Annotated in this window: 17 protein-coding genes; 3 read left to right on the top strand and 14 right to left on the bottom strand. The window is 44.8% G+C overall.

The features are described from left to right. Positions 1-8: 8 nt before the first annotated feature. From fabD to MKY66_RS12920, 7 genes are all read right to left on the bottom strand, one after another. Positions 9-3,296 carry an ACP S-malonyltransferase gene (fabD, locus tag MKY66_RS12950; RefSeq protein ID WP_076217159.1) on the bottom strand — a complete coding sequence of 1,096 codons (3,288 nt, stop codon included), beginning with the start codon at positions 3,294-3,296 and terminating at the stop codon, positions 9-11. 20 nt (positions 3,297-3,316) lie between these two features. Further along, a complete protein-coding gene (locus MKY66_RS12945) occupies positions 3,317-3,997 on the bottom strand; it encodes an MBL fold metallo-hydrolase (protein WP_076217160.1) in 681 nt (226 codons plus the stop codon). A 15-nt stretch (positions 3,998-4,012) separates the two neighbouring features. Continuing rightward, positions 4,013-4,756: a hypothetical protein gene (locus tag MKY66_RS12940; RefSeq protein WP_076217161.1), complete on the bottom strand. Its 744-nt coding sequence runs from the start codon at positions 4,754-4,756 to the stop codon at positions 4,013-4,015. Between the two features lie 170 nt (positions 4,757-4,926). Then, on the bottom strand, positions 4,927-5,763 hold the full coding sequence (bacA, locus tag MKY66_RS12935; RefSeq protein ID WP_256704411.1) for an undecaprenyl-diphosphate phosphatase: 837 nt from the start codon (positions 5,761-5,763) through the stop codon (positions 4,927-4,929). Between the two features lie 370 nt (positions 5,764-6,133). After that, entirely contained in the window at positions 6,134-7,015 is an 882-nt protein-coding gene (gene yidC, locus MKY66_RS12930) for a membrane protein insertase YidC (protein ID WP_076217163.1), read from the bottom strand. Beyond that, positions 6,952-7,302 (bottom strand): hypothetical protein, encoded by a 351-nt coding sequence (locus MKY66_RS12925; RefSeq protein ID WP_256704410.1) that lies wholly within the window; start codon positions 7,300-7,302, stop codon positions 6,952-6,954. Before MKY66_RS12925 ends, yidC begins: the two co-directional genes overlap by 64 nt. A 92-nt stretch (positions 7,303-7,394) precedes the next feature. Further along, positions 7,395-9,014, bottom strand: coding sequence for a DUF4173 domain-containing protein (locus tag MKY66_RS12920; RefSeq protein ID WP_076217164.1), 1,620 nt, complete (start codon positions 9,012-9,014; stop codon positions 7,395-7,397). 134 nt (positions 9,015-9,148) lie between these two features. Between MKY66_RS12920 and MKY66_RS12915 the strand changes: the two genes are divergently transcribed. Further along, positions 9,149-10,960, top strand: a complete 1,812-nt coding sequence (locus MKY66_RS12915; RefSeq protein WP_076217165.1) for an ABC transporter substrate-binding protein — start codon at positions 9,149-9,151, stop codon at positions 10,958-10,960. A 163-nt stretch (positions 10,961-11,123) separates the two neighbouring features. On the opposite strand, the gene MKY66_RS12910 is transcribed toward MKY66_RS12915, so the two are convergent. Continuing rightward, a complete protein-coding gene (locus tag MKY66_RS12910) occupies positions 11,124-12,353 on the bottom strand; it encodes a permease prefix domain 1-containing protein (protein WP_076217166.1) in 1,230 nt (409 codons plus the stop codon). Next, positions 12,350-12,685, bottom strand: coding sequence for a helix-turn-helix transcriptional regulator (locus tag MKY66_RS12905; RefSeq protein ID WP_017688825.1), 336 nt, complete (start codon positions 12,683-12,685; stop codon positions 12,350-12,352). The genes MKY66_RS12910 and MKY66_RS12905 overlap by 4 nt, the downstream gene beginning before the upstream one ends. 284 nt (positions 12,686-12,969) lie before the next feature. On the opposite strand from MKY66_RS12905, the gene MKY66_RS12900 reads away from it, so the two are divergent. Continuing rightward, positions 12,970-13,554 carry an AAA family ATPase gene (locus tag MKY66_RS12900; RefSeq protein ID WP_076217167.1) on the top strand — a complete coding sequence of 195 codons (585 nt, stop codon included), beginning with the start codon at positions 12,970-12,972 and terminating at the stop codon, positions 13,552-13,554. A gap of 260 nt (positions 13,555-13,814) precedes the next feature. Beyond that, on the top strand, positions 13,815-14,933 hold the full coding sequence (locus MKY66_RS12895) for an IS110 family transposase (protein WP_076217270.1): 1,119 nt from the start codon (positions 13,815-13,817) through the stop codon (positions 14,931-14,933). A gap of 785 nt (positions 14,934-15,718) precedes the next feature. Here MKY66_RS12895 and MKY66_RS12890 read toward each other — a convergent pair. The 5 genes from MKY66_RS12890 to MKY66_RS12870 all read right to left on the bottom strand — a co-directional run bounded on the left by MKY66_RS12890 (position 15,719) and on the right by MKY66_RS12870 (position 22,425). Further along, on the bottom strand, positions 15,719-16,684 hold the full coding sequence (locus MKY66_RS12890) for a TIM barrel protein (protein ID WP_076217016.1): 966 nt from the start codon (positions 16,682-16,684) through the stop codon (positions 15,719-15,721). A 289-nt stretch (positions 16,685-16,973) separates the two neighbouring features. Continuing rightward, positions 16,974-18,692 (bottom strand): hypothetical protein, encoded by a 1,719-nt coding sequence (locus MKY66_RS12885; RefSeq protein WP_076217017.1) that lies wholly within the window; start codon positions 18,690-18,692, stop codon positions 16,974-16,976. A 205-nt stretch (positions 18,693-18,897) separates the two neighbouring features. Further along, on the bottom strand, positions 18,898-19,770 hold the full coding sequence (locus tag MKY66_RS12880) for a carbohydrate ABC transporter permease (RefSeq protein ID WP_047842693.1): 873 nt from the start codon (positions 19,768-19,770) through the stop codon (positions 18,898-18,900). Between the two features lie 38 nt (positions 19,771-19,808). Beyond that, on the bottom strand, positions 19,809-20,711 hold the full coding sequence (locus MKY66_RS12875) for an ABC transporter permease subunit (protein WP_062834078.1): 903 nt from the start codon (positions 20,709-20,711) through the stop codon (positions 19,809-19,811). Between the two features lie 112 nt (positions 20,712-20,823). Continuing rightward, a complete protein-coding gene (locus MKY66_RS12870; RefSeq protein WP_076217018.1) occupies positions 20,824-22,425 on the bottom strand; it encodes an extracellular solute-binding protein in 1,602 nt (533 codons plus the stop codon). Positions 22,426-22,719: the final 294 nt, after the last annotated feature.

Here is a 22,719-nt window from a genome sequence, read left to right as displayed (position 1 = left end):
GCTAAAAGTTAGTTCGTCTCAACCTGCCCAGCCAATTGCTTCAATCGTTCCTGTAAAACCAAAGCCGTATCTTCCATCAACTTTATGCCCACTTCAGCTACACGACGGTTTCTCCAATCCTCGAGATTTGTACCTTTCACCCATTGATTAAACGCTCCCAAGGCTGGACCACAGTGGATCTGATAATCGACCTGATGACCTGCTGTTCCTTCCATTGCAAGCTTTGTACTGTGGGCAAAATACCACTTAAACACCAAGGCCATTTTGTATTTGGGATTCTGCTCGGCTTTCTGTATTTCCTCGGAAGATCTATATTGAACAACCTGGCGGTATACTTCATCAAAGGTTTTTTTGAAATATTTGTTTTCCAGCTGCTGTTTGTTTTTTTCGCTAATGTCATTCAAAGAATCATGCTGCCGATATAAATCATAAAGCTTGTTCGCTCTGGCGGGGAAAAATACACCTTTGCGAAGAACCTGTATCTTGGCTCCAATCTCAAACATGTCTCCAGCGGGGGCATATTCCGTGTCGTGAATGTTCATATCCTGTAGTAAATCCTTGGCAGCATCGCTAGTAGCTGCTTCAACCGTGCATTGATTGATTGAACCTGTTACAATAAAATCCGCTCCGAGCAAAAATGCTGCTGCTGCTGCTTCAGGTGTACCAATACCACCGGCAGCACCAATGCGGACTTCTTTCGAATAACCGTACTTTTCCATCATTGTATTGCGAAGACGAACCATGGCAGGCAGCATGACATATGCCACACCCGCATCTGTATGTCCACCCGAATCAGCCTCAAGGCACAGATCCTCTGCAATGGGTACTTTTTTCAGGAGTTCTGCCTGAACAGATGTAATCTTGTTTTCCTTCAACATCTTCTCAACCATGAATTCCGGAGCGGGGCTTAAAAATGCTTCAGCCACTTCAGGTCTAGATACTTTGGCAATAATGCGATTGGTTGCGGATACCCGCCCGTCTGAAGAACGCTTCAGTCCATGGGCACGGTACTTGATTAATGCCGGAGTAACACCCATGAAGGCAGAAGCCTCTACTGTATTTACACCTTTACGTAGTAATAAGTTAACTTGTTCTTCTTCACGTTCAGGATGTGTCATTTGATGAAGAAGATTTAACCCATATGCCTGTCCATCCTGCAAATGGTGTTGTATATAATCGATTCCTTCTTCGATCTGCTTCAGGCTTAACCCCCCTGTGCCCAAAAAGCCCATCATTCCCGATTGCCCCACCTTAACAACCATCTCCGCCGAAGCAATGCCTCTGTACATTGCACCTGTCAAATAGGCCAATTTCAAATTATAGTCCTTTTTGAAGGGTTTCGAGCCAAGAGACTCGGCCAGTCGAGTTTCTTGGCTGCCAGGCTGTACAACGGATGATATTGGAGTATCGGGGTGGACTGCTGACGATAACGGTTTGACAGACATGTCATCAGGACGATATACGATGGGTTCGCACTCTGTCTGAATCTTTGTAACCAGCTTAGTCAGCACGTTGCCTGGACCGATCTCTTCTATTGTGTTTACGCCCATGCCCATCAGAACCCTTACCGTTTCAGACCAGCGAACCGGATGTGTAATTTGGCGGACCAAATTGGCATGAATTTCATTTGTACGATAGGGTCGTGCTGTATAATTTGAGATGACGGTCATCGTAGGAGCGGAAAATGTATAACGCTGGAGGTGCTGATCGAATTGTTTGGCTGATTCTTCCATATAACGGGAATGAAATGCCCCGCTGACCCTGAGAGGGATATACATCTGTGCACCGTTTTGCTCAAAAATTGGTTTGGCCTGATCAATGATTTCTTGAGGCCCTGCCAGAACAATTTGGGTCGGGGAGTTCAGATTGGCGATATCCAGTTGATGCAGTCCAAATCGTTGAAGGATTGTCTTCAACGCACTCTCGGTTAAACCGATAACCGCAGCCATCCCCCCTTTAGGGGCCATGCTCATGATTTCTCCTCTTTTATGTACAAGCTTCAATCCTGTAGCAAAATCAAATACGTCTGCGGCAAAAAGTGCATTGTATTCTCCCAGACTGTGGCCCGAAACCAAACTTGGCTTTCTGCCCGTTTCCTTGATTTTATGTAGATACATCATGGCATTAACAACAAACAAAGCCGGCTGCGTATATTCTGTCAGGCTCAATTGCTGAGACCGATCGTACAAGCACAGTTCCTGAATGGAAAATCCAAGAATATCATCCGCCTGCCGGGTCAACTCTGGAAACTGTTCAAATAATCCTTCACCCATGCCCAACTTCTGTGATCCCTGCCCTGGAAATACATATGCCCACAAAGGTTCATCCCCTCCAGTTTCATTCGAATTGGCGTAACGACTAATGATCTCTTCCACATGTTTTGCATCCTGATGGAAGGGAGTCATGGTTATATATGTTCGTTCCTTCCTGTGGCTAATCTGATTTATGAGGCTGGAAAGTGTACCCGAAGGCCCCAAATCCAGAAATATACTATCCGGTTTCTCTTCTCCTATATGAGATATCGCCTGAGAGAAAAGAATCGGTTCCTTGACAACTCGCCAAAAATGATCGGTTGATACCTTGGTGACAGCTTGTCCGGTCAAGCTAGAGACAAGCGGAATCTGGGGTGCATCGTAAGACAGCTTGTCCAGATAGGCTAAATACTCTTTGGCCGCAGGATTGATACATGCTGAATGGAAGCCATGAGTAACAGACAGTCTGACATGAGAAATCCCTTCGCCTTTTAGCCAATTCTCCGCTATTGTAAGCCCTTTCAACTCCCCCGAGATGACTAGATGATTTGACGAGTTCACAGCAACAAGCTCACACTCCGCATGTAGCTCCGGATTAGTGTCATAGATGTCACGACTATGCAATACAACCAGCATGCCTCCCGGAATACAAGTCCTGTGTATAATTTCAGCTTGTCTATACACTGCTTCCAGTCCCGCCTTGGGAGTTATTACGTTGGATACAGCCGCTGCAGCGAACTCCCCCAAACTGGTACCAACAACGGTTGTGGGTATAACCCCGTTCTCCATTAATGTCCTTGCAAGCGCATATTCCAGCATATAAATGGCGGGATGTGTAATTAGAGTTTCTTCGAAACTATCAGAATAAGGCCGATTTGAATCATATAATTCCTGTATAATGGATCTGCCGCCGATGTCTTGAACCCAACGATCCATCTGCTGCATCCATCGGCGAAATACCGAATAACTCCGGTATAATTCTTTTCCCGCTTGAAGATATTGTGAACCCTGACCGGAGAACATAAAAACAACGTTTTCTTTCATATGCCACTCCTCTTGTTCCTTCACACAAAGCTTTTGGCATCCGGTTGATTCCTTCTCATCCGGAAAGCAATAAACTGTTCTTCATCGAAAATATTAAAATATATGTTTCTCTCAAGCAGCATCTGAAGTGTCTGACCCGGTTCAATGCCAAATGAATGTGCAGGGTATACCCTGACGGAAGGGTGTATTTGCTGCCGTATTTTTTGCAAACTCTGATACATCGCACCTGGATCCCCTCCGCGTTCGGAGCATATGCCACATCCCTCTGCAAACAGAGTATCTCCTGTAAAAATATGATTTGTTAATGAATAGCATATAGAGCCCGGCGTATGTCCTGGGGTGTTTATACAGGATATTAGTGTATTGCCCATCAAAACGGCATCTCGATCCTTTACAGGCTTCAAATTCTTACAGTGGTACCTAAAAAAATCAATTTCGGCACCCCCCATATAAACCTGAGGATTAAAACGGTCGAGCAATGCCCCCACAAGATGTACATGATCCGTATGGGAATGTGTCAACAGGATGTGTGTGAGTTTGGCCTGCTCAGCTTCCAGAGAATCCAGAATGGCTTCGAGGTCCCAGGAAGGATCAATAACGGCTGCCTCCCGGGTCGTTTCATCAACGACAATATAGCTATAATTAATGAATGCTTCATAACTGGATTTAATAGAAATCACCTTGTATTCACTGGTTGTCATATGAAGTTCTCCTTGTTAAACAAATGAAATGATCATGTACAAACACGCAAAACCAACGATAAGTATAAACGGTGTATCTACAGTATGGGGTGAGAATGCCTCAGCTAGAGTTACAGCTATAGGAAGAACCAGCAGTGCAACAACTAATTGTGGAACTGTAAAACTGCTTGCAAACACCAAAAGGATCAATACTGCGGATAGGAACACACATAAACTGCCTTCGATACTTCTCGTAAACTTTTTCTTTGAAAATAAGGCATGAACACGATATTTATGTTTTCCAAAGCGAATACCGATCGGTTCGGCAAGCCCGTCTCCTAGTCCATTGATGATAACGGGAATAAAGGCCAGCGTACCATAACCTATGCTTTGAAAATACAGAAAGCAGGGTGCCAGAACGACGTAGCCGGCAATTAATTGCGTATTCATCCACAGCAAAGTATGAGGACGATCTTCCGGACGATCAAAAGAAGCAAACATGCGTTGAACCAATACACTTTTCTCGCGAATTGGCTTAATATAAATGAGCATAATAACGCAGTTCATCAGCATTCCGACGATAAAAATGGGCCCGGTATATCCTGTACTGGAACTCACGATCAATTCAATAACCATTGGTGTAATAAAAGACATGAAATGAACAATTTTACGAGCGTAATTCACACGCAACTGATATTTGAGTACAATCGTACCGATCAAAAATTGGATTCCATACAGTATGACAAACATGATGCTTTGCTTTATGATGAATACTGTCATATTTTGCGCTCCCACCCCAGTAGATGAATCTCCCTTGATAACTACCTATTTCCAAAAAAAAAGCAAAAGGGAATCTTTCCTTTTCAATGTGAGTTGATAAAAACACTGATCATGGATAAGACTCCCGGCGACGGTTAATTTATTCACATGTAATAGATAATAAGAATGCTCTAGTTTAGCAAAAAGATCCAAAAAGCGGCTGCCAATACAAAACGATAGATTGCAAAAGGAATCAGTTTAATCCGGTTAATCAACTTCAGGAAAAATTTAACTGCAATCATGGCTACAATAAAAGCAGTCACAAACCCCGTAATAAATAAGGGAAGATCATCAACCGACAGATAATCCCAGCTCTCGTATAAATCCTTCAGTGAAGCACCGAACATAATAGGAAGTGCCATTATAAACGTAAATTCCGAGGCTGTTTTGTGACTCATGCCTGCTAGCAAACCTCCCGATAGCGTAGCACCCATTCTCGAAAAACCGGGAACAAGTGCAAAGCACTGGAACAGACCTACGATTAAAGCCTGCCGGTAAGTGACTTGATCCAATGTTTCTGCAGCCGGCTTTTTTGGTTTGAATATTTCGGCTGCAATCATCAGAATCCCGCCAAGGATTAACGTTACAACAACCGTTTGAGCACTGAACAAAACCTCTTTTATGTAATCGTAAAAAAATACGCCCCCAACACCAAAAGGGATAACACCAATAATGATATGAATAAGTGTTAACTTTTCCGTAGACTTTGTCGCTTTCCGATCTTCTCCAACATGGATACCGAGGATGCTGAGAATTCGTTTCCAGAACAGAAAAGCCACAGCCAGGATTGAACCGAGTTGGATTACAATCTCAAATGTCGAAGCACGCACAGTACCCTCGAAACCTAGCAAATGTCCCACCAAAATCAAATGACCTGTAGATGACACTGGGGCGAACTCCGTAAGTCCTTCCACTATACCTAGTATAAGCCCGATAATAATATCCACTAATTTTCCTCCAGATCCAATGAATTAAATTTATCGTGGTATGAATTCACAAAATACGTTATATTTTGATAAGCATTTACACTAGATTCGCTCCTCCCCAAAACTCTTAAACAAAATGGTAATGGATGCATCAAATTTTGTCAATAAATCCAATGAATAAATTTTATTTGTTTTTATTCCATATATCTACCTCATCATGTTCAAACTGGACTTGACCTGAAAACCCCTTATACAATAAATATGTCAACCCCTTACCTTATATACTAAAACCTGTTGAGTGATGAGAATTGTTCTTTGATCACTCGTTTCCACTCTCACGAAAACACCCTATAAAGTAGACGACGTGTCTGCTCCATAGGGTGAAATAGCGTAGTTGTGATGTCGCCTCAAGTCACTGTGACTTGGCGTGTTTTCTGGACTTGTTATGTTGCACAGACTTGATCTTTTTCACCTCAATCGTAGCAGGCTCCTGCGGATGTTCCACCGGGTACATTTTACGGAACAATAACGTCTGTAGTACCAGGAACGAGCCCCCAACTGTCCAGTAGAGCGGCATTGCTGCCGGAGCTGTAAGAGAAAAGAATGCCATCATCAATGGGGAGAGATAACCCATAATGGCGAACTGTTTTCGCTGCTCAGGCGCCATATTGGCTTGTGATACCTTGGCTTGAATCAGATATATGACCGCAACCACCACAGCGAGTACGTAGTCCGGCGCTCCCAGTTTGAACCACAGGAACGAGTGGGAGGACAACTCCGGTGTAAGTCGGATGGCTGTGTAAATACCTGAAAGTATAGGCAACTGAATGAGCATCGGCAAGCAACCAATGTTCAACGGATTGAACTTATGTTTCTTGTATAGCTCCATCGTTTCCTGAGACAGCTTTTGCTTATCAGCAGGATCATTTTTGCCTTCATATTTTTTCTTGAGCGCATCCATCTCGGGTTTCATGGCGTTCATAATGACTCGTGTTCCCTGCTGGGACTTGGCTTGTCGCATCATCAAGGGTAACAGCGCTAAACGAATGACCAGCGTAATCACGATAATCGCGACCCCGTAGCTTCCGTTAAATATGGTGGCAATGTGCTGAATCAGGTACGACAGTGGAAATACGATATAGTGATTAAAAAATCCCGGTGTCGACGAAGTAATCTCCGACACGTTGTTGCTGCATCCGGCAAGCAGCATGACTGCAAACAAAATGGCAATCAGGCCATAGATCCGTCCCTTGCCCGAAGTAAAAGTGAATCCCTTGTTAGTCTTATGTTCCATATATATCCTCCTCGTTGATTTGTTGACCAATCGTTCAACGAGGAATGACAATCTGGTTCATCTTCATCGGGCGCTTCTCTTCGTCTAATCATGCGACTCCAGTCTTCCTGTCTATGCTGTCTGTCCAAACACAAGGCGGGAAGTACAGGTTCAAGTCCACCACCGGCGCCACCTTCCACCCAGTACTCGGTCATGCCACAGTGAAGATGGGCAATATAGGCATAACTGACGGTGAAGATGAGTCCAATCGAGAATAAATATGGTAATAACTCCTGCAGTTCAAACAAGGGATTCACCCCCTTTATAGGTTAGTTTTTATATTATAACACTTACATATTGTTTTTGCATAAATCCGTACGTGAAAACAACGACTATTCAGCTATTCCGTTCTCAATTTGGACATTTCTAGCTCAGCTCGGTGTCTTGCCACGTTATAAGAAGGCCAGGAACGATCTGATGTATCCATATCCAGATATGCTTGACGTTCCAGCATTTCCCTCTTGAGATCCGGGTACTCCTTCAGAGCAAACTCTCGAAGTAGCGGAGTTGCATCTGCTGACAGACTCGCCAGATAGATTGCATCAATATTGCCAGTCTGATGATAACGTTCTATGTTCAGCTCGGCAATCCGTTTATCCATGCCCACATAGTTGACTGCAACATAAGCTGTGAGCGCCAGCACGATATACCAGCGGATCAGCGGTATTGATGTGTACCGTATACGAAGGCCAGCAATCAGCAACAGGAGTGCGAGGAAGATCATGAATGCGTGTACCAGGAAGCGAATGTACGTATAGCCATATGCCTGCTCATATAGATTTAGGCGCATAAACGCGGAATACAACATAATTGCTGAACAACTGACCAGAATCAGGAGCAGTACCTGATGCACGATGGAACCCACTTTGCCACTCGAACGGGTATACTGCAAAGCAACAATAAGAATAAAGAAGTTAATACCTGTGACGAGAATTAACTCCGCGAATCCACTTCTCGCATAGTCTGCGTAAGACAGATCTACCGGAAGATGCCCCTCACCTGCACCAAACAGATACGAAAACTGTACAAGTACAAACAAAACGTACACACAGTTAATGACAATCAGCATCGTCCCCACAATGATGGGGTCCAATCTGAATGGTTCCCGCTGAACTAGAGTGCTTTCGGGCTCGGGTGTAATCTTATTGGTAACCCGACCTTCAGTGGCCGGGCCCACAGGAGAGAATATATAGGTGTGATCACGCTTATCAACCGTGGATGCCGCTCCATTTTTCCAATGTGCGTTCGCTCTCTTCTCTGCCTCATATTGCATTGGCTGTACAAATCCCCATACATAACCGAACAGCAATACACCTGCGATGACAATCCAGATGATTCTCGGTATCCCTGGAGTAAAAGCCAATTGATTCAGCCACTCCGGAAAACCGGCTAAATACTGATCAAAGACCCCGTCAGCAGAGGACAGTAATGCAACGACTACAATGAGGATAGGCAAGGACGCCACAAGACCAATGAGTACTTTGAAAACAACTGTTTTCTGGGATTTGCCCATGCCATGCCCGCCTGCTCTCACAGCAATGGCAGCAACAGTCCCCCAATGACGTATGGCTTGAGGCAGCATGTGGTCAATAGCCGTACCAATCAAACCAATCTCCCACCACTGCTTCTGTTTTCTGCCCATCAGATACGTCATATGTAAGATAACTACGCCGGGTATAACCAGAAAATTAAGAATATACAGCAGTTCATTGTCGTATAACAGGAACGTTAGCGACAACAATAGCACTACAGCCGCCACAAAAGCATCAATGAACTTGAAAGACCTCATGCGATCCCGTGCAAACAGATACATGAACACATAAAAGAGAATTACAAAGACAGGATACGATACGCCAATCTCATTACCATAGAATAAATACTGGTGAATGATCGCCAGCACCCATGCAGACAGTAGCGTGATTAGAGCGCGTTGCGGTGAAGCCATTATTTTATCAATCATGGGAAAAACCTCCATTAACCTTTCTATGCTATATTCTAGATGATAAAATAGGAATATAAATAGAAATTTAAATCGACAAAACTTCTTATTTTAGAGGAATACGTCAGAGTTCACCTCCAGGAGGGAATCAACACTTGAAACTACATCAGCAATATCTGCTGTTGCATCGTCATTACGGTCACCATACAGAACATGAACTTACACTCGCCGATCTCGCTGAGTTGCTAAATTGTACACACCGCAATACGTTAACGATTGTCAAAAAGATGGTTGCCCATGATTGGATTCGTTGGGTTTCCCAGCGTGGCCGGGGTCGGCGTTCTTCACTGACTTTGCTTGTTTCGGCTGATCAAATCGCCGCAGAATATATGATGCACGCCATGAATCGCCGGGAGTTACAGGAAGCTGCCGAGCAGGTGAGCGCATTCTCCAGTTCAACAATCATGCAGGATCATCTAAACCAGTGGTTGCTTGGATATTCAGGACATCATACGGAAGCCGGCACCAATAATGAGCAGATTGATACGCTTCGGTTGCCCCTGCGCCAACACCTTCATGCGCTTGATCCGCTGTACATTAATCTATTAGCTGAATCCTTTGTTACCAGCCATGTCTTTGACGGGTTGGTTCAGCGGGGTGAACAGGGAGAGATTCTCCCATGTCTCGCTCATACCTGGGATGTCAGTGCAGACCGAAAGACCTGGATCTTTTATTTGCGAAAAGGGATTACATTTCACGATGGCCAGTTGTTGACGGCCCATGATATTGTTCATACGTTTGAACGGCTGCAATCTACAGATCGCCGGACACTGTACCGTGATGTAAGTAAACAGATTCTATCTATTGAAGCGGTCGATTCCTTAACCGTGTGTTTCCAGCTTAAAAATCCTCATGAATTGTTTTTGTCCTTCCTGACAACAAGTCGTGCGGCGATTGTACCCTCACCAGGAACAAACGAACATAAGATGAAGCATTCGGGTGATGTGCATGGGATGCAAAAACCTGTTGGGACGGGGCCATTTAAGGTCACTGCCTGGGATGATCACTTGTGCAGACTTGAAGCCTTTTCATCGTATTTTCAGGGTAGAGCACATATGGACCGGGTAGATATCCTGCAAATTCCGTGGAGTGCCTCGGCAAAAATGGACGATAGCCAAGATATCGAAACTCCGTTCTTTCATCTTGTTCATAATCCTTCTTCGTCTGCGGGTGCAGACTGGACACAGATTAGTGCAGGTGTGATGGTTCATAAATTACTCACGTGTAATACACAAAAAACCGGACCGTTAAACGATCCGGAAGTAAGAGCACACCTTCAGTCATGCCTTGCTGGAATGTATAGAGATGACGGACAAGCAGATGACTCTGAAGTCATGGAGACTGATTTTAGTGCGGTGAATACCGGGATGGTTGACCCGGAGGGATTTAGTGATATTACTAAACGACTTACTTCGTCTACTCCCATCTCCCTGCACATTGCAACCATCCCACAATATCGCAGGGATGCCCAACATCTGGCGTCCATACTGGAGCAGTGCGGTTTCTCATGTACCGTCCGAACCGCTACGATGGAGCAGTTCAAAGGAAATCTGCGGCTGGAATCTGATCTGATCCTCTTCTCTCTCATTCGGGACAGGGACGAAGAACTGCGAAGGTATGATCTCTACTCTACGTTATCTGAGCATCTGGAAGATTCTACTCGTATAACGATCTATGAGATCTTGCAAACCATCGTAGCCTCTCCCATCGCTGCGGATCGAACTCGTGAATTAGACCGCATTGAGCAATTTTTGGTTGGTCAGAATTTACTGTTCCATTTATCCGAAAAACCGGTAGAAACCGCTTATCTGCCTTCGGTACGTGGTCTATCTTTCAACAGCCAGGGCTGGGTGAACCTGCGTCATATCTGGTTTCCTTCTGACGCGCGAGCACATCAGTTTGATTAGACATCGTATTATATAACTTTATATACTGGTACCATCCGATCGCGCGTCTTTTAATTTTATTTTGACATGGTCGTGATCGGCTCTCCCTGTTTGCTTCTCAATAAAATGGTATCTTTACGACGATATACTCCAAGCAGTAAACCCATCATGGCGTATTCTAATATTATATGAATGCCGCGCCCGATAAAAGGAAAGTTGACACTGACAATTGGAACCTCCCGGTAGTCATCGCAAGAGAATATAACATTTGCAAAGCGAACGTGATTGTAATACTGAAAATAATCATTCGACCAAAATCATCCCTAATACAAGGCAACGTCTTTAACATACTGGCAATAAACCATACGATTCCAAGCAATAGCAAAATACCTGCTGACCAGCCAAACACATCAATAAGCATCACACCGGGATAGTCCATATAAAACCTTTGGGAAATTCCAAAGGTTATGTCCAAACCGTTGCCCCACCATCCGGCGGACTGAAGGATACTTATAATTGAACGGTTATACTCGAAGTTCCCCAGCAGATCATTCTGAAGATTCAAAACGACAGAGAGTCTCTCAAAGCGCTTGTATTCACCTGTCAAAAACAACTGCAACATAATAACACTTCCGGTTATTGTAGCTCCGATGAAAGTATAGAGCCATTTTCGTGTAATCCAGGCAAGCATGATTAGCGTTGCCGTTCCGAACAGAAACAATCGTACCCAATCTGAAGCTTGAAATAGGCTATAAGACGGCAAAGCCACAAGAAGCATATATGTTGAGACGGATTTTACATCACACTTGGTGCTCAACTTATCCAGCATAATTGCACCTATGGCGAGAGGCAACACCCACATCGATGTCGTTGTAAGATCAATTGTAAAACCGAATATGCTCCAAAACCGTTGTACACCGTAATCAAACGGTGATACCAGCGGATTAATCCACAACATACCACTTAACAAAATATAGATCCACCAGGCAGCTTTTTTCCATTTTTGATAATCAAAATACATCAAAAACACCATCAGTATTAAACCAAAAATGGTATACATCAAATGACTCATATATATCAACTGATAGTTTTCATCTGAAATATTTGTCGTATAAATCCACATCAGCAGCAGGCTTATTATTAGCAAACTGGCAATTCCCGTTAACAGCGCCCAATGCATACGATGGCGATGCAACCGGTGCATACTCTTGCCTACGACAGTAGGATCGCCCATCTGTTCAATGGCATATGCAATTGCTTCTTCCTCTGTATAACCTTCTTGTTCTTTATCCAAAATCATCTCTTCCATGTGGTTTCCCAACTCATCACGTAGGTCGTTATGTACTTCGCGAGCTTTAACCTGAACACACATGTGATCAAGATAATGCTGAATTCGCTCATGTCGATTCGTCATGTCAGGCCTCCTTCCCCAAGCACCCGATCCACAGCTCTACGGAATAAATTCCACTCTGCTTTTTTACTTTGTAAGGCCTCCATGCCCTTGTCACGAATCGAATAATATTTCCGTTTACGACCTTCAACCTCCATCCAGTACGACTCTACCCAACCTTCAATCTCCATAGCATGCAAAATAGGATATAACGTGCCCTCTTTCAGATTAAACACACCCTCGGATTGACGATGTAGTTCCTTGATTAATTCATATCCGTACAACGGTCGTTCCTGAAGCAGGGTCAGAATCAATGTTTCGGTACTGCCCTTAATCATTTGTTTGTTAACCTGCAACGCGCTCACTCCTTCCTTTTCAATTCATTTAGCAAGAATTTTAGATTTTGAAAAATAACACTTTCAAATCTCTGCTTTTCACATACATCGGAAACCTATGCATAGAACAACTAGGTATGATTTTACCTTATCCTTCCTTTTCTGTCTAGCCAACAAGCTTCTTTATTTATGTTAAAATAAACAAGTCCTTTCATTCACGAACTCTAATGATAAATCTATATACTCGTGTATTTTTCAATTACATATCCTATTTTTTGAATCTAATTAAAGGAGGCATTACATTCATGAGCAAACTAATTTTCTTTCTCGGCGGGGCCGGAAGTGGCAAGACCACCCTTGCCAAAGCCCTTTCCCATAAACATAAAGCGGCTTTCTTTGATATGGATATTCTGCTTCGTCCCGCGGCTGAGGCAATCATGACCCTTCAGGGACTTGATCCATCCGACCGAGATTCGCCTGAATACAAAAGGTTGTGCCGTGATCTTGGGTACCGCATTACGATGGACGCCGCTCTGGATAACGTTCAGTTAGGTATCGATACGATCGTTGTGGGGCCATTTACCAAAGAAATTGGTACCCCGGATTGGATCGAGCAGGAACTTGCACGAATCGGACATACCCTGGATGATACGGATGTGCGTGTAACCTATATTTATCTTGAGAATGAAGCGTTGTATCACAAACGGATCACAGCGAGACAATCCCCACTAGATGAATGGAAGTTATCTAACTGGGATGCCTTCACAGCTTCTCTCGTCCGTAAAGAAATAGCCTGGCCCCTCCCTGCTTCATCCGTCGCTTATATTGATAATTCCAGTGATGATCCTGCGATTGCCTATGCTGAACTTGAACGATGGATGTACGAGTAAAAAGAAATCACTCGCTCACTCACCTAATCTGTGATGATAGATAGTATCAACGCTACTCTCGCCAAATTGTTGTAACTCACTTCTTGAACTCTAATGAATCTCAGGCACCTTATTGCCTTGTTTTGACTAATAGGAAAATTCTAGCTATGATGAACGTAACCGCAAAAAAATAGCCCTCCATATTGCTGCACATCGTAGGTTAAAATGGACAGTAAGAAGACCACCATTTCAGAGCTACACAGCAAAGGAGAGCTATCCCTATGAAGTCTACCACAAAATTCATCGGTTTAGATGTATCCAAAGAAAAAATTTCTGTCGCTATTGCTGACGAGGGTCACGACAAGCCCCGGTATTACGGTACCATTGCTCATACGGCTGCTGCCTTACGCAAACTCATCAAAGAACTGGGCCCGGCAAGCACCCTGTCGTTTTGTTATGAGGCCGGTCCTACAGGTTACGAAACCTACCGCTGGATCGAATCGATGGGAGCTGCCTGTGTCGTCATTGCCCCTTCACTCATTCCGAAACGCTCCGGCGATCATGTGAAAACAGATCGACGGGATGCCGAGCAACTGGCACGTCTGTTCCGTGCAGGCGAGCTTACACCGATTTACGTTCCAGCACGTGAAGATGAGGCGCTTCGTGAATTGGTTCGGGCACGCGAATCGGCAAAAGAAGATGCTCACCGGGCTCGTCAACGCGTACTCAAATTTTTATTGCGCCACCAGATCCATCCGCCGGAACATATCAAACGTCGCTGGACGAAAAAATATCGCGTATGGCTTGGACAACTGACCTTCCCGAATGTGCCCATGCAGATTGCGTTTACGGAGTACCTTCATGCCATGGACGAGATCGAGCAACGCATCGGTCGACTGGAAAAAGCCTTGATTGAAGAGGCGGCGACCAGTTCCAAAGCCGATTTGATTCAAATTTTACAGTCTTTGCGTGGCATTGGATTTCTTACGGCCGTCACGCTTGCTGCGGAGATCGGTTCCTTTGCCCGGTTCCGTTCTCCTGCCCAGCTCATGGCTTACTTGGGCCTGGTTCCACGCGAGCATTCGTCTGGAATCCGTACCCAACGAGGCTCGCTCACCAAAGCGGGAAATGGACGATTGCGTCGAACCTTGATTGAATCGGCATGGAGTTACCGTCATCGGCCTGCGATTAAAGGGGACTTGGCCCGCCGTTTGGAAGGTCTGCCTGCGGACATACAGCTTATTTCATGGAAAGCCCAGGAAAGGCTGCATCGAAAATTCCGCCGTTTAGTTTATGGATTAAACAAACATAAAAATGTCGCAGTTACCGCCGTAGCCAGGGAACTGACCGGGTTCATTTGGGCGGTCGCCCGAACGTTGGAGCTACCGAACGCTCAGTGATCTGTTTTTCATCTTGAAGAGACGGATGGTTTAAAAGGAAAAAGGGAAAACCCGGAGCCTTAGGCCCGGGAGTTCATGGAAGGTTCAGGAGAGAATATACGAGGTTCGTTTGCACTAGGCTTTTATTGGGCTGAACGTGCGTGGCTAGCTTGTAACAGCTCTCCTTGACGAAGGCATACCATGTGGTAACCAACCCACGGATAGCAGCGTGCCAACCGTCGCTCGCATATGGACTCCCGCGCTTAGGGCTTCGGAGAAAAGCAGCATGTGGTGCTGGGTTTGACAAAAACGTTCATAGCAACGAATCTCAGCAATGCTAAACGGGAGCAGACGAGTGGAAATGGGCAAAAACCAGCTAAAAACGAAGAGTTAAGACGTCTCAGATTCGTTGCGATTTCAATATGGTTCATATACTTGAAATAGGGTGTGGCAGGTTCGTTAGCGTTCCAAAAAGTGCCAACTGATGAGCGAAGTGTACGCCAAAACGCTATCTGAATGTGATCTGGATGAAAGCTTTACACTGATCATATATATATCAAAAAAGGATCGGTCTCACCAAGCCCCCAGGCTGATGAAACCGATCCTTTTTTCCATTAAATATCTTCGCATAGTACATAAAATAGACGATATCTTCTACCCCAATTGGACGTCAAACGTCAGACATCAGCTGATAAGTACGCTTCACATTCGTCCATTGCCCTATCATTCACCCATCTATGCGCTTAGCAGGACAAGTACATACAACTGCCCGAAGATATCTGTGGTGATTGAAAATATACCAATCCCTATCCGCGCTGACGCGCAGCATGACGTTCAGCAATACGAGATGTAATTAATCCGTGAGTTTCATCGATCTCTTCCGGTGTACACGCGGCTTTTAATTCATATACTTTCACTGGCGAACGATCAATAATATCCAAAAACGAATCAAAAAAGGTCATGTCTTTACTATGGATGTATGGACACCAATGATCTGCCAACCCTACGGTTTCATGAATATGCACGCCAACCACGTGATCAATCAACGCGTTGGCTTCACGTACATTATCGTACAGCCCCATTCGATCCATCATCATGCCGTGACCAATATCATACCAGAGACCAAGCGGCGCGCCCTTCATTTGTCCAATAATCGTTCCGGCTTCGTGCAAAGTCGGCATCTGATAACAGCGTGAACGGGTTTCAATACCAAAATTCACCCCGTATCCCCGCTGCTCAGACAAGTCACATACCTCTTCCAGACTCTCCTGAATCCGGCTCAGGTAATGTGCGCTGCCATCTTTCCGTTTCTTCAGCATCTCTTGCCATAAAGATTGATATGCCGGTGAATCCCGTCCTTGATCGTGGTATATCTTTTTCAACGCTTCATCTATATTGTATTCAAACGGAACCTCACCGGGATGTACAACAACAGCCTTGGCACCATAACGATGTGCGTACTCGGCTGAGCGAAGTAACAGTTCAATCGCCCGTTTGCGGCGCGGCTCATCATCGAATCCAAGCAGGACGGAATCCGTCCCGTAATCAGGGTCAGCCACATGCGGGAATGTATTATGCACACTGGATACACCGATCTCGCCCCGTTCAATCATCGGTTCTATCGTCTGCAGCATCTCTTCCGTAACGTTATAATTCAGCTCAACTTGTTTGAATCCAAGAGACTTGATCTCCTCGATCATGCCTTGTCCGGTCGTATGACGTTTGATATTCCAACATGTTGAGAACGAATATTCCTGTTTGTCCGTATACATCATTGGTCCTCCTGTCTCTCATTCTATCGCCCATTCATATTCCATTTATCTCTATCTATATAAGTTGAACCAATACACTTTATACTAGATCACTCCAATTGCAGTACCATCTTCTGATCGCTGTTATCCCCAGATTTTTTTGATCCCCTTCTCCAAAGGGAAAAATCCGGTGATAGCTTATGCTTCCGATGCAGCTTTCTTGCAGAAAGCTTTCAGGCGAACGCTCCGCTTCTTCAGATCGATTCTGCACTCTTCGTTCTCGTGTAAATGTTCAGTTCATCTTATATACCTATTTATTCCTCAAACCGTTGTCTTCACGGAGAGTCAATTCAAATCTCATCTTGTTTGCCGTCTTCCCAGGCACATAACGATAGATGATCTCCGCATGATTCACGTACATTAACACAGATGGTTCAGGCGCTTCAGCCTTCACGGCACACGCAAGTCCAGGGAACTGCCATAATGCTGGTGTAATATCCTGCTGACAAAGGGATGGCCCCCTGATTTCAAAATAAACATCGATCTCTTCCGCCGTATCCAGCTCCACATCAATGGTTAACGAATCAGGTGTGAGATCCGCATCGAACGATACTCCGCGCAGATGACTGTTCCACCCCTCGCCTACCTCACGGCGGATCAAGCGAAGATAATAACGCTCCCCCGTCTCTGTCTGCCAGTGGATCGTAGCTGGATGCATCTGTCCATTCGTATTCACACTTCCCGACATGGCCCCGATCATCCGATGCTCACCGATCCAAGCTTTGGCTGTACACAAATTCCGATTGGACGTTGGATCATTGCGCTCACACAGTTCCACGAACTGTTTCTGCACAAGCCGATCTTCTTGATGAGCCTTGAAATACGGCACGGCTTCAGCGGGCACATCCACCCCAAGGAGCGCAATCATGGGATCATGACCAGATTCACAGTTGATTCCTGCCAGATATTCATACCCTTCTCCAAGCAAGAGATAGATAAATACACCGATCGAACTATGCTCTCGCATCTCCATGTCGTACGCCCGAGAGAATGGGCCGGAGAGATTCTCCAAGTTGGCATTGTAATATAGCGCAATGTTATTCCACAGCCCATGTTCAATCCGGTGTCCAATTTCGATCAAACGTTCGGTGAGTCCATACTTTCGATACATGCCAAGCACGGACAGATCCACCCCATAATACGTTGTCGTATTGAACTCCGCGAATGTACCGTTGTATTGTTCAAACTCCTTCATTAACCCTTCCGCCTGTTCATCCGAATGCTGAATCCAATCTGTTCGGTTCAAGCGATGCCCGTAGTAGTGAGTGATGAAAATATGCATCAACTCAATATTGGTGTTCATCGGGATTACGTCGGATAACCTGCGTTCTATTGATCCTTGAACAGCCAGTTCCATCGCATAATCCATCCGTTTCACGAGTGTCTCCGGCAGTAGATCGGCGAATTCAGCAGTTACAACCACACAGACACAAGCGATAAACTCACGCCAGTTGGGATCATAGCTGATCCAGACTGGTGGCAGAACCTGATTCACTGCCGAATAAAAAAGGTTTTTCAGTTGTTTGGGGTCTGCTTCCTCTGTTAGCAGAGAACCCTCTTCCTGTAGTTTATGGATAAACTGCGCAGACACCTTCTCAAAGGTGCGTTCCAGGAAATAGGCCGTGCCTGGCGCAAAAGATTTCCAAGCATAGTGACCCGCTGGTGGATGCACATCATTGGGTCGGGTCGCGAAGGTTCCGTGATAGATCTCATCCGGAGCGTCATATTGAACATCGAGCACCTTGTGGAACACTCGTATCGCGCGTTCCACATCACCAGGCTCATTTCGAATTAACAATCCGAGCGCATAATGTGCACTGGCTCGTGTGCTGTGCTGCGATGAATCCTCTTCTTCGAAACTCCGAATCAGATCCACTTTCTCGTCATAAAAGCTATCCATCATCAACATGGACTGATTTATAAGATACTTTTGCTCTTTCGACATCTTCTCTACCATTCGTTGTGTCATGTCATGCGACCTCCCGAGACTATAGGTGCGTGTTCAAAAAGATCAGTTTTCAGTACCAAGAAGATGGAATTAAGCTAGAAATGGAGTAGCGGAGCGTAGGACAACTACGTGAGCAACGGACATTTCGGCTAAATTTCATATTCGATGCTGATGATGCCACTAGGCATCATTCGTAATCAAAAGTGAACTTTTTGAACAACCTCTATTAACCTTTTACAGCACCTACCATTACGCCACTGATAAAGTACCGCTGCAACCACGGGTACACAAGCAGAATCGGTAACGTTGAGAATATAACGCTGGCTGCTTTCAGACTCTCAGGCAGTACTTGAACAGCACCGATGCCTTCGTTCTGCATCAGTTCTGTAATCTGGTTTTGCTGAATCATCTGATACAATTTTAATTGCAAAGGGTATAGCTCAGGCTTGGTAATATACATGAGTGCATCCTGGAAACCATTCCAGCGTCCTACCGCGTAGAATAAGCTCAGTGTCGCCATAACCGGAAGGGACAGCGGCAAGATAATGCGCATAAGTGTTCCGAAGTGGCTGCTTCCATCAATGCCTGCTGCTTCTTCCAGACTTTCAGGAATACCTCTGAAGAAGGTAATGAGGATAATCATGTAGAACGGACTAATCAATCCAGGCAGAATAAGTCCCCATGTGCTATCGAGTAAATGTAGATTTTTGATCAGAATGTACTCTGGGATAATGCCCCCACTGAAGAACATCGTCACCACAATAACGAGCATGAACCACTTGCGCCCTTTTAGATTACTCTTCGCCAGTGGATACGCTGCTGCGATAGTCATCACCATGCTTAGCACAGTACTAAGGACGGTCAGCCAAATGGTATAGATGAGGGAACGAATCATTGATCCATCTGCAAATACTTTGGTGTAAGCCTCAAAGGACAACTCTTTGGGGAAAAAGGAAACTTCTCCTGAACCGATCGCCCGGTTTGAACTGAGCGAGATCGCAATAATATGAATGAATGGTGCAAGACACAGCACCATCGTAATGACAATAAGAATGACGTTTACCGTGTTGAATATTCGATTCGCCGTGTTTTCAGACATCTCACTCACTCCTTACAGATCATATGTGATTCAATCCACTACATAATGCTCTCATCGGTTAATTTCTTGGACGTATAATTCGCTCCGAGTATGAAGACAAGTCCAACTAAAGCCTGGAACAAACCTACAGCTGTTGCGAGCGTAACCTGACCAGACTGTAAACCGACACGATACACAAACGTGCTAAGTACATCCGAGTATTCACGTACAGCCACGTTTCCGATAATAAATGGTCGGTCAAAGCCGATGGAGATCATATTGCCGACATTGATGATCAATAAGGTAACAATCGTTGTTTTGATGCCTGGCAAGGAGATGTGCCAAATTCTGCGTAGCCGACTTGCTCCATCCACTTCTGCCGCTTCGTAGAGTTCCCGGTTAATGCCCGTGAGAGATGCCAGATACAGAATCGTACCCCAGCCTGCACTCTGCCACACGCCTACCGCAAGATACGTAAAGAGCCAATAGTTTTTGTCTGAAAGGAAAGGTAATGGATCAAATCCCATGCTCATCAAGATATTGTTAATAAAACCGGATTGTGTACCAAATACCTGAAGTACGATCCCTCCAATAATGACCCACGAAATAAAGTGAGGAATGTACAGTAAAGTCTGTGCCAACTTTTTGAACCAGGCCTTCTTCAGCTCGAACAATAAGATGGCCAGTATAAGTGGTGCCGGGAAGGAAACCAGTAAATCCAGCATGTTTAGCACTAACGTGTTGCGTAATGCAGTGTAGAACCCCTGATTTTGAAACACTTCTCTGAATGCATCCAAACCAATCCACTCACTACCAGAGATCCCTTGAAAGAAGTTAAAATCCTTGAACGCAATCTGCACGCCATACATTGGCCCATACTTGAAAATAATGAAGTAGATCATGGGCAGTAGGAGCAACGCATATAGTTGCCAGTTTCTGCGGAAATAGATGCTTGTTTTCATAAACCTTCCCCCCATGTCATTCAGGATTCTTCATCAAGGCGATGTTGCCATCGCCCTAATGAAATCCCTGTTCTTTGTTGTCATACACATTTAGATGTGATCTCTACTCTACTTATTTCATTGCTTTGTAAGCTTCTGTACGTTCATCCAGGATCGCTTGACCACCGCTCGCCATATAGTCCTTCATCATGCTGTCATACGTGGCTTCAAAATCAGCGGGTTTGGAAATGGTTGTTTTCACGAAAAACTCCATGAACTTGTCTTTCAGACCGTTACCGTAACGTGCTTCTGCATCAATCGGTTTGGAGAAACGTACCGGTTGAATGGTGTCCGTGTTAGAGATCGCTACCGACTTGCGCATATCATCCCGATACTTCGACTCTACCTGAACGACGTAGGCCTCTTCATTTTTCTTGTCATCCCCAACGTATTTACCGTTCACGATGATGGCAATGTCACCGGAATTATAGATACGGCCTGCGATTTCAGGAGAAGCATCATCTTTGATCAGTGGTACCCCATCCACAAGTTCATAGTTCTCGTTTTCAACACCGAATTGCAGATCGAACAGGTTATTGCCCGAAGCCATCCAATCCAGATACTTCATCGCTGCTTCCGCATTTTTGCTCGATTTCGGGATCATGACATACATCGCATTGGGTGCATATGCCGGTTTGGCGAATTTGCCTTCCGAGTTTTTGAATGCATCAATGGGTGTAATCACTGCACCCGGTTGATTGGTTTGCAGGTTTTTGTACGTACCGGAGATATAAATCTCCCCTGCATCCTCTGTGTAGAATCCAACTTTCCCGTTAGATACATCTTCCCATAGCTTTTTCTTGTCTTTGTCGAGTCCAAAGTCCTTGCTCATTAATCCTTCATTATAAAGTGTGTTCATATATTTCAGAGCGTCCTTGAAACCAGGCAACAACGTTGGATAGTCATTGGAACCCAGTTGCTGCGTTAATGTATATTTCTGTTCTTCCGTCAGCGGTTCAATGAATGACCAGATCAGTGGTTCATATTGAGCCGAGGCAATGGACATCCCCATCGGAATAAGTCCTGTACCGACTTTACCCGGATCTTTTTCCTTGAAGGCCTTCAGTGTTGTATGCAGCTCCTCAGCTGTCTCAGGGGAAGGCAATCCGAGTGCATCCAGCCAGTCCTGACGAACATAGGATGCGTACTTGCCAAGTACAAGACGTTTACCCGGAACCGCGAACTGTTGTCCATCGTATTGACCGTAGGCCAGCGTTTCATCTCCCAGGAACTTCTTCAGGTTAGGACCACTTTGATTGATCAGATCCGTAAGTTCGGTCAGACCTCCTTGCTCTGCATACCGGTTGAATGTTCCCGAATCGTAGGTAAAGACGATATCAGGTACTTCAGAGCCACTCGCCATCAGAACGTTAAGTTTCTGTACTTCCTCCGAGCGTGGTACCGGAACAAATTGAACGTCGATGTTGTTTGGATCGCCAAACTTCTCTTGAATGAAGCGAGTCAGATAACTGTCCGAAATGGTGTAGCCCGCCGGAGTATTTCCCCGATCGAAGATTTCTACTTTCAAAGTTGTCTTTTCCCCCGAATCCGACTCTCCAGATGAAGATGTTGATTCGCTTCCTGACGAACATGCAGATAATAATAGAGTGAATGCCGTTACCACTGCGAGGATTGAACTTGCCTTGCCTGCCTTACGTCTTTGAAATAATCTCATTTGACCTTTCCCCTTTCGCACACTCTCTGAATGGATTCACATGATTGCCACTCCACTTTGTTCATCCCATTTTGTTGCACCTGTGAATGTCACTAATCATTACATATGATCTGATATTTAGACAATAAACTATTTTCAAAATGTAAATTCACGTTTTTTTACGTTAAATACCGCGATATATAAACATATTTCCTGACAATATACAATTTTCACGACACTAATGTTAACTATATTAACATAATATGTTGTGTTAAGGTCGATTTCTCATACCCAATCTGGCATCACCCATCTTGC

The sequence above is a fragment of the Paenibacillus sp. FSL R5-0766 genome (assembly GCF_037971845.1).
Lineage (GTDB): Bacteria > Bacillota > Bacilli > Paenibacillales > Paenibacillaceae > Paenibacillus.
Note: the sequence above shows the minus strand (reverse complement) of the source record. Positions and strands in the feature narration are given on the sequence as shown.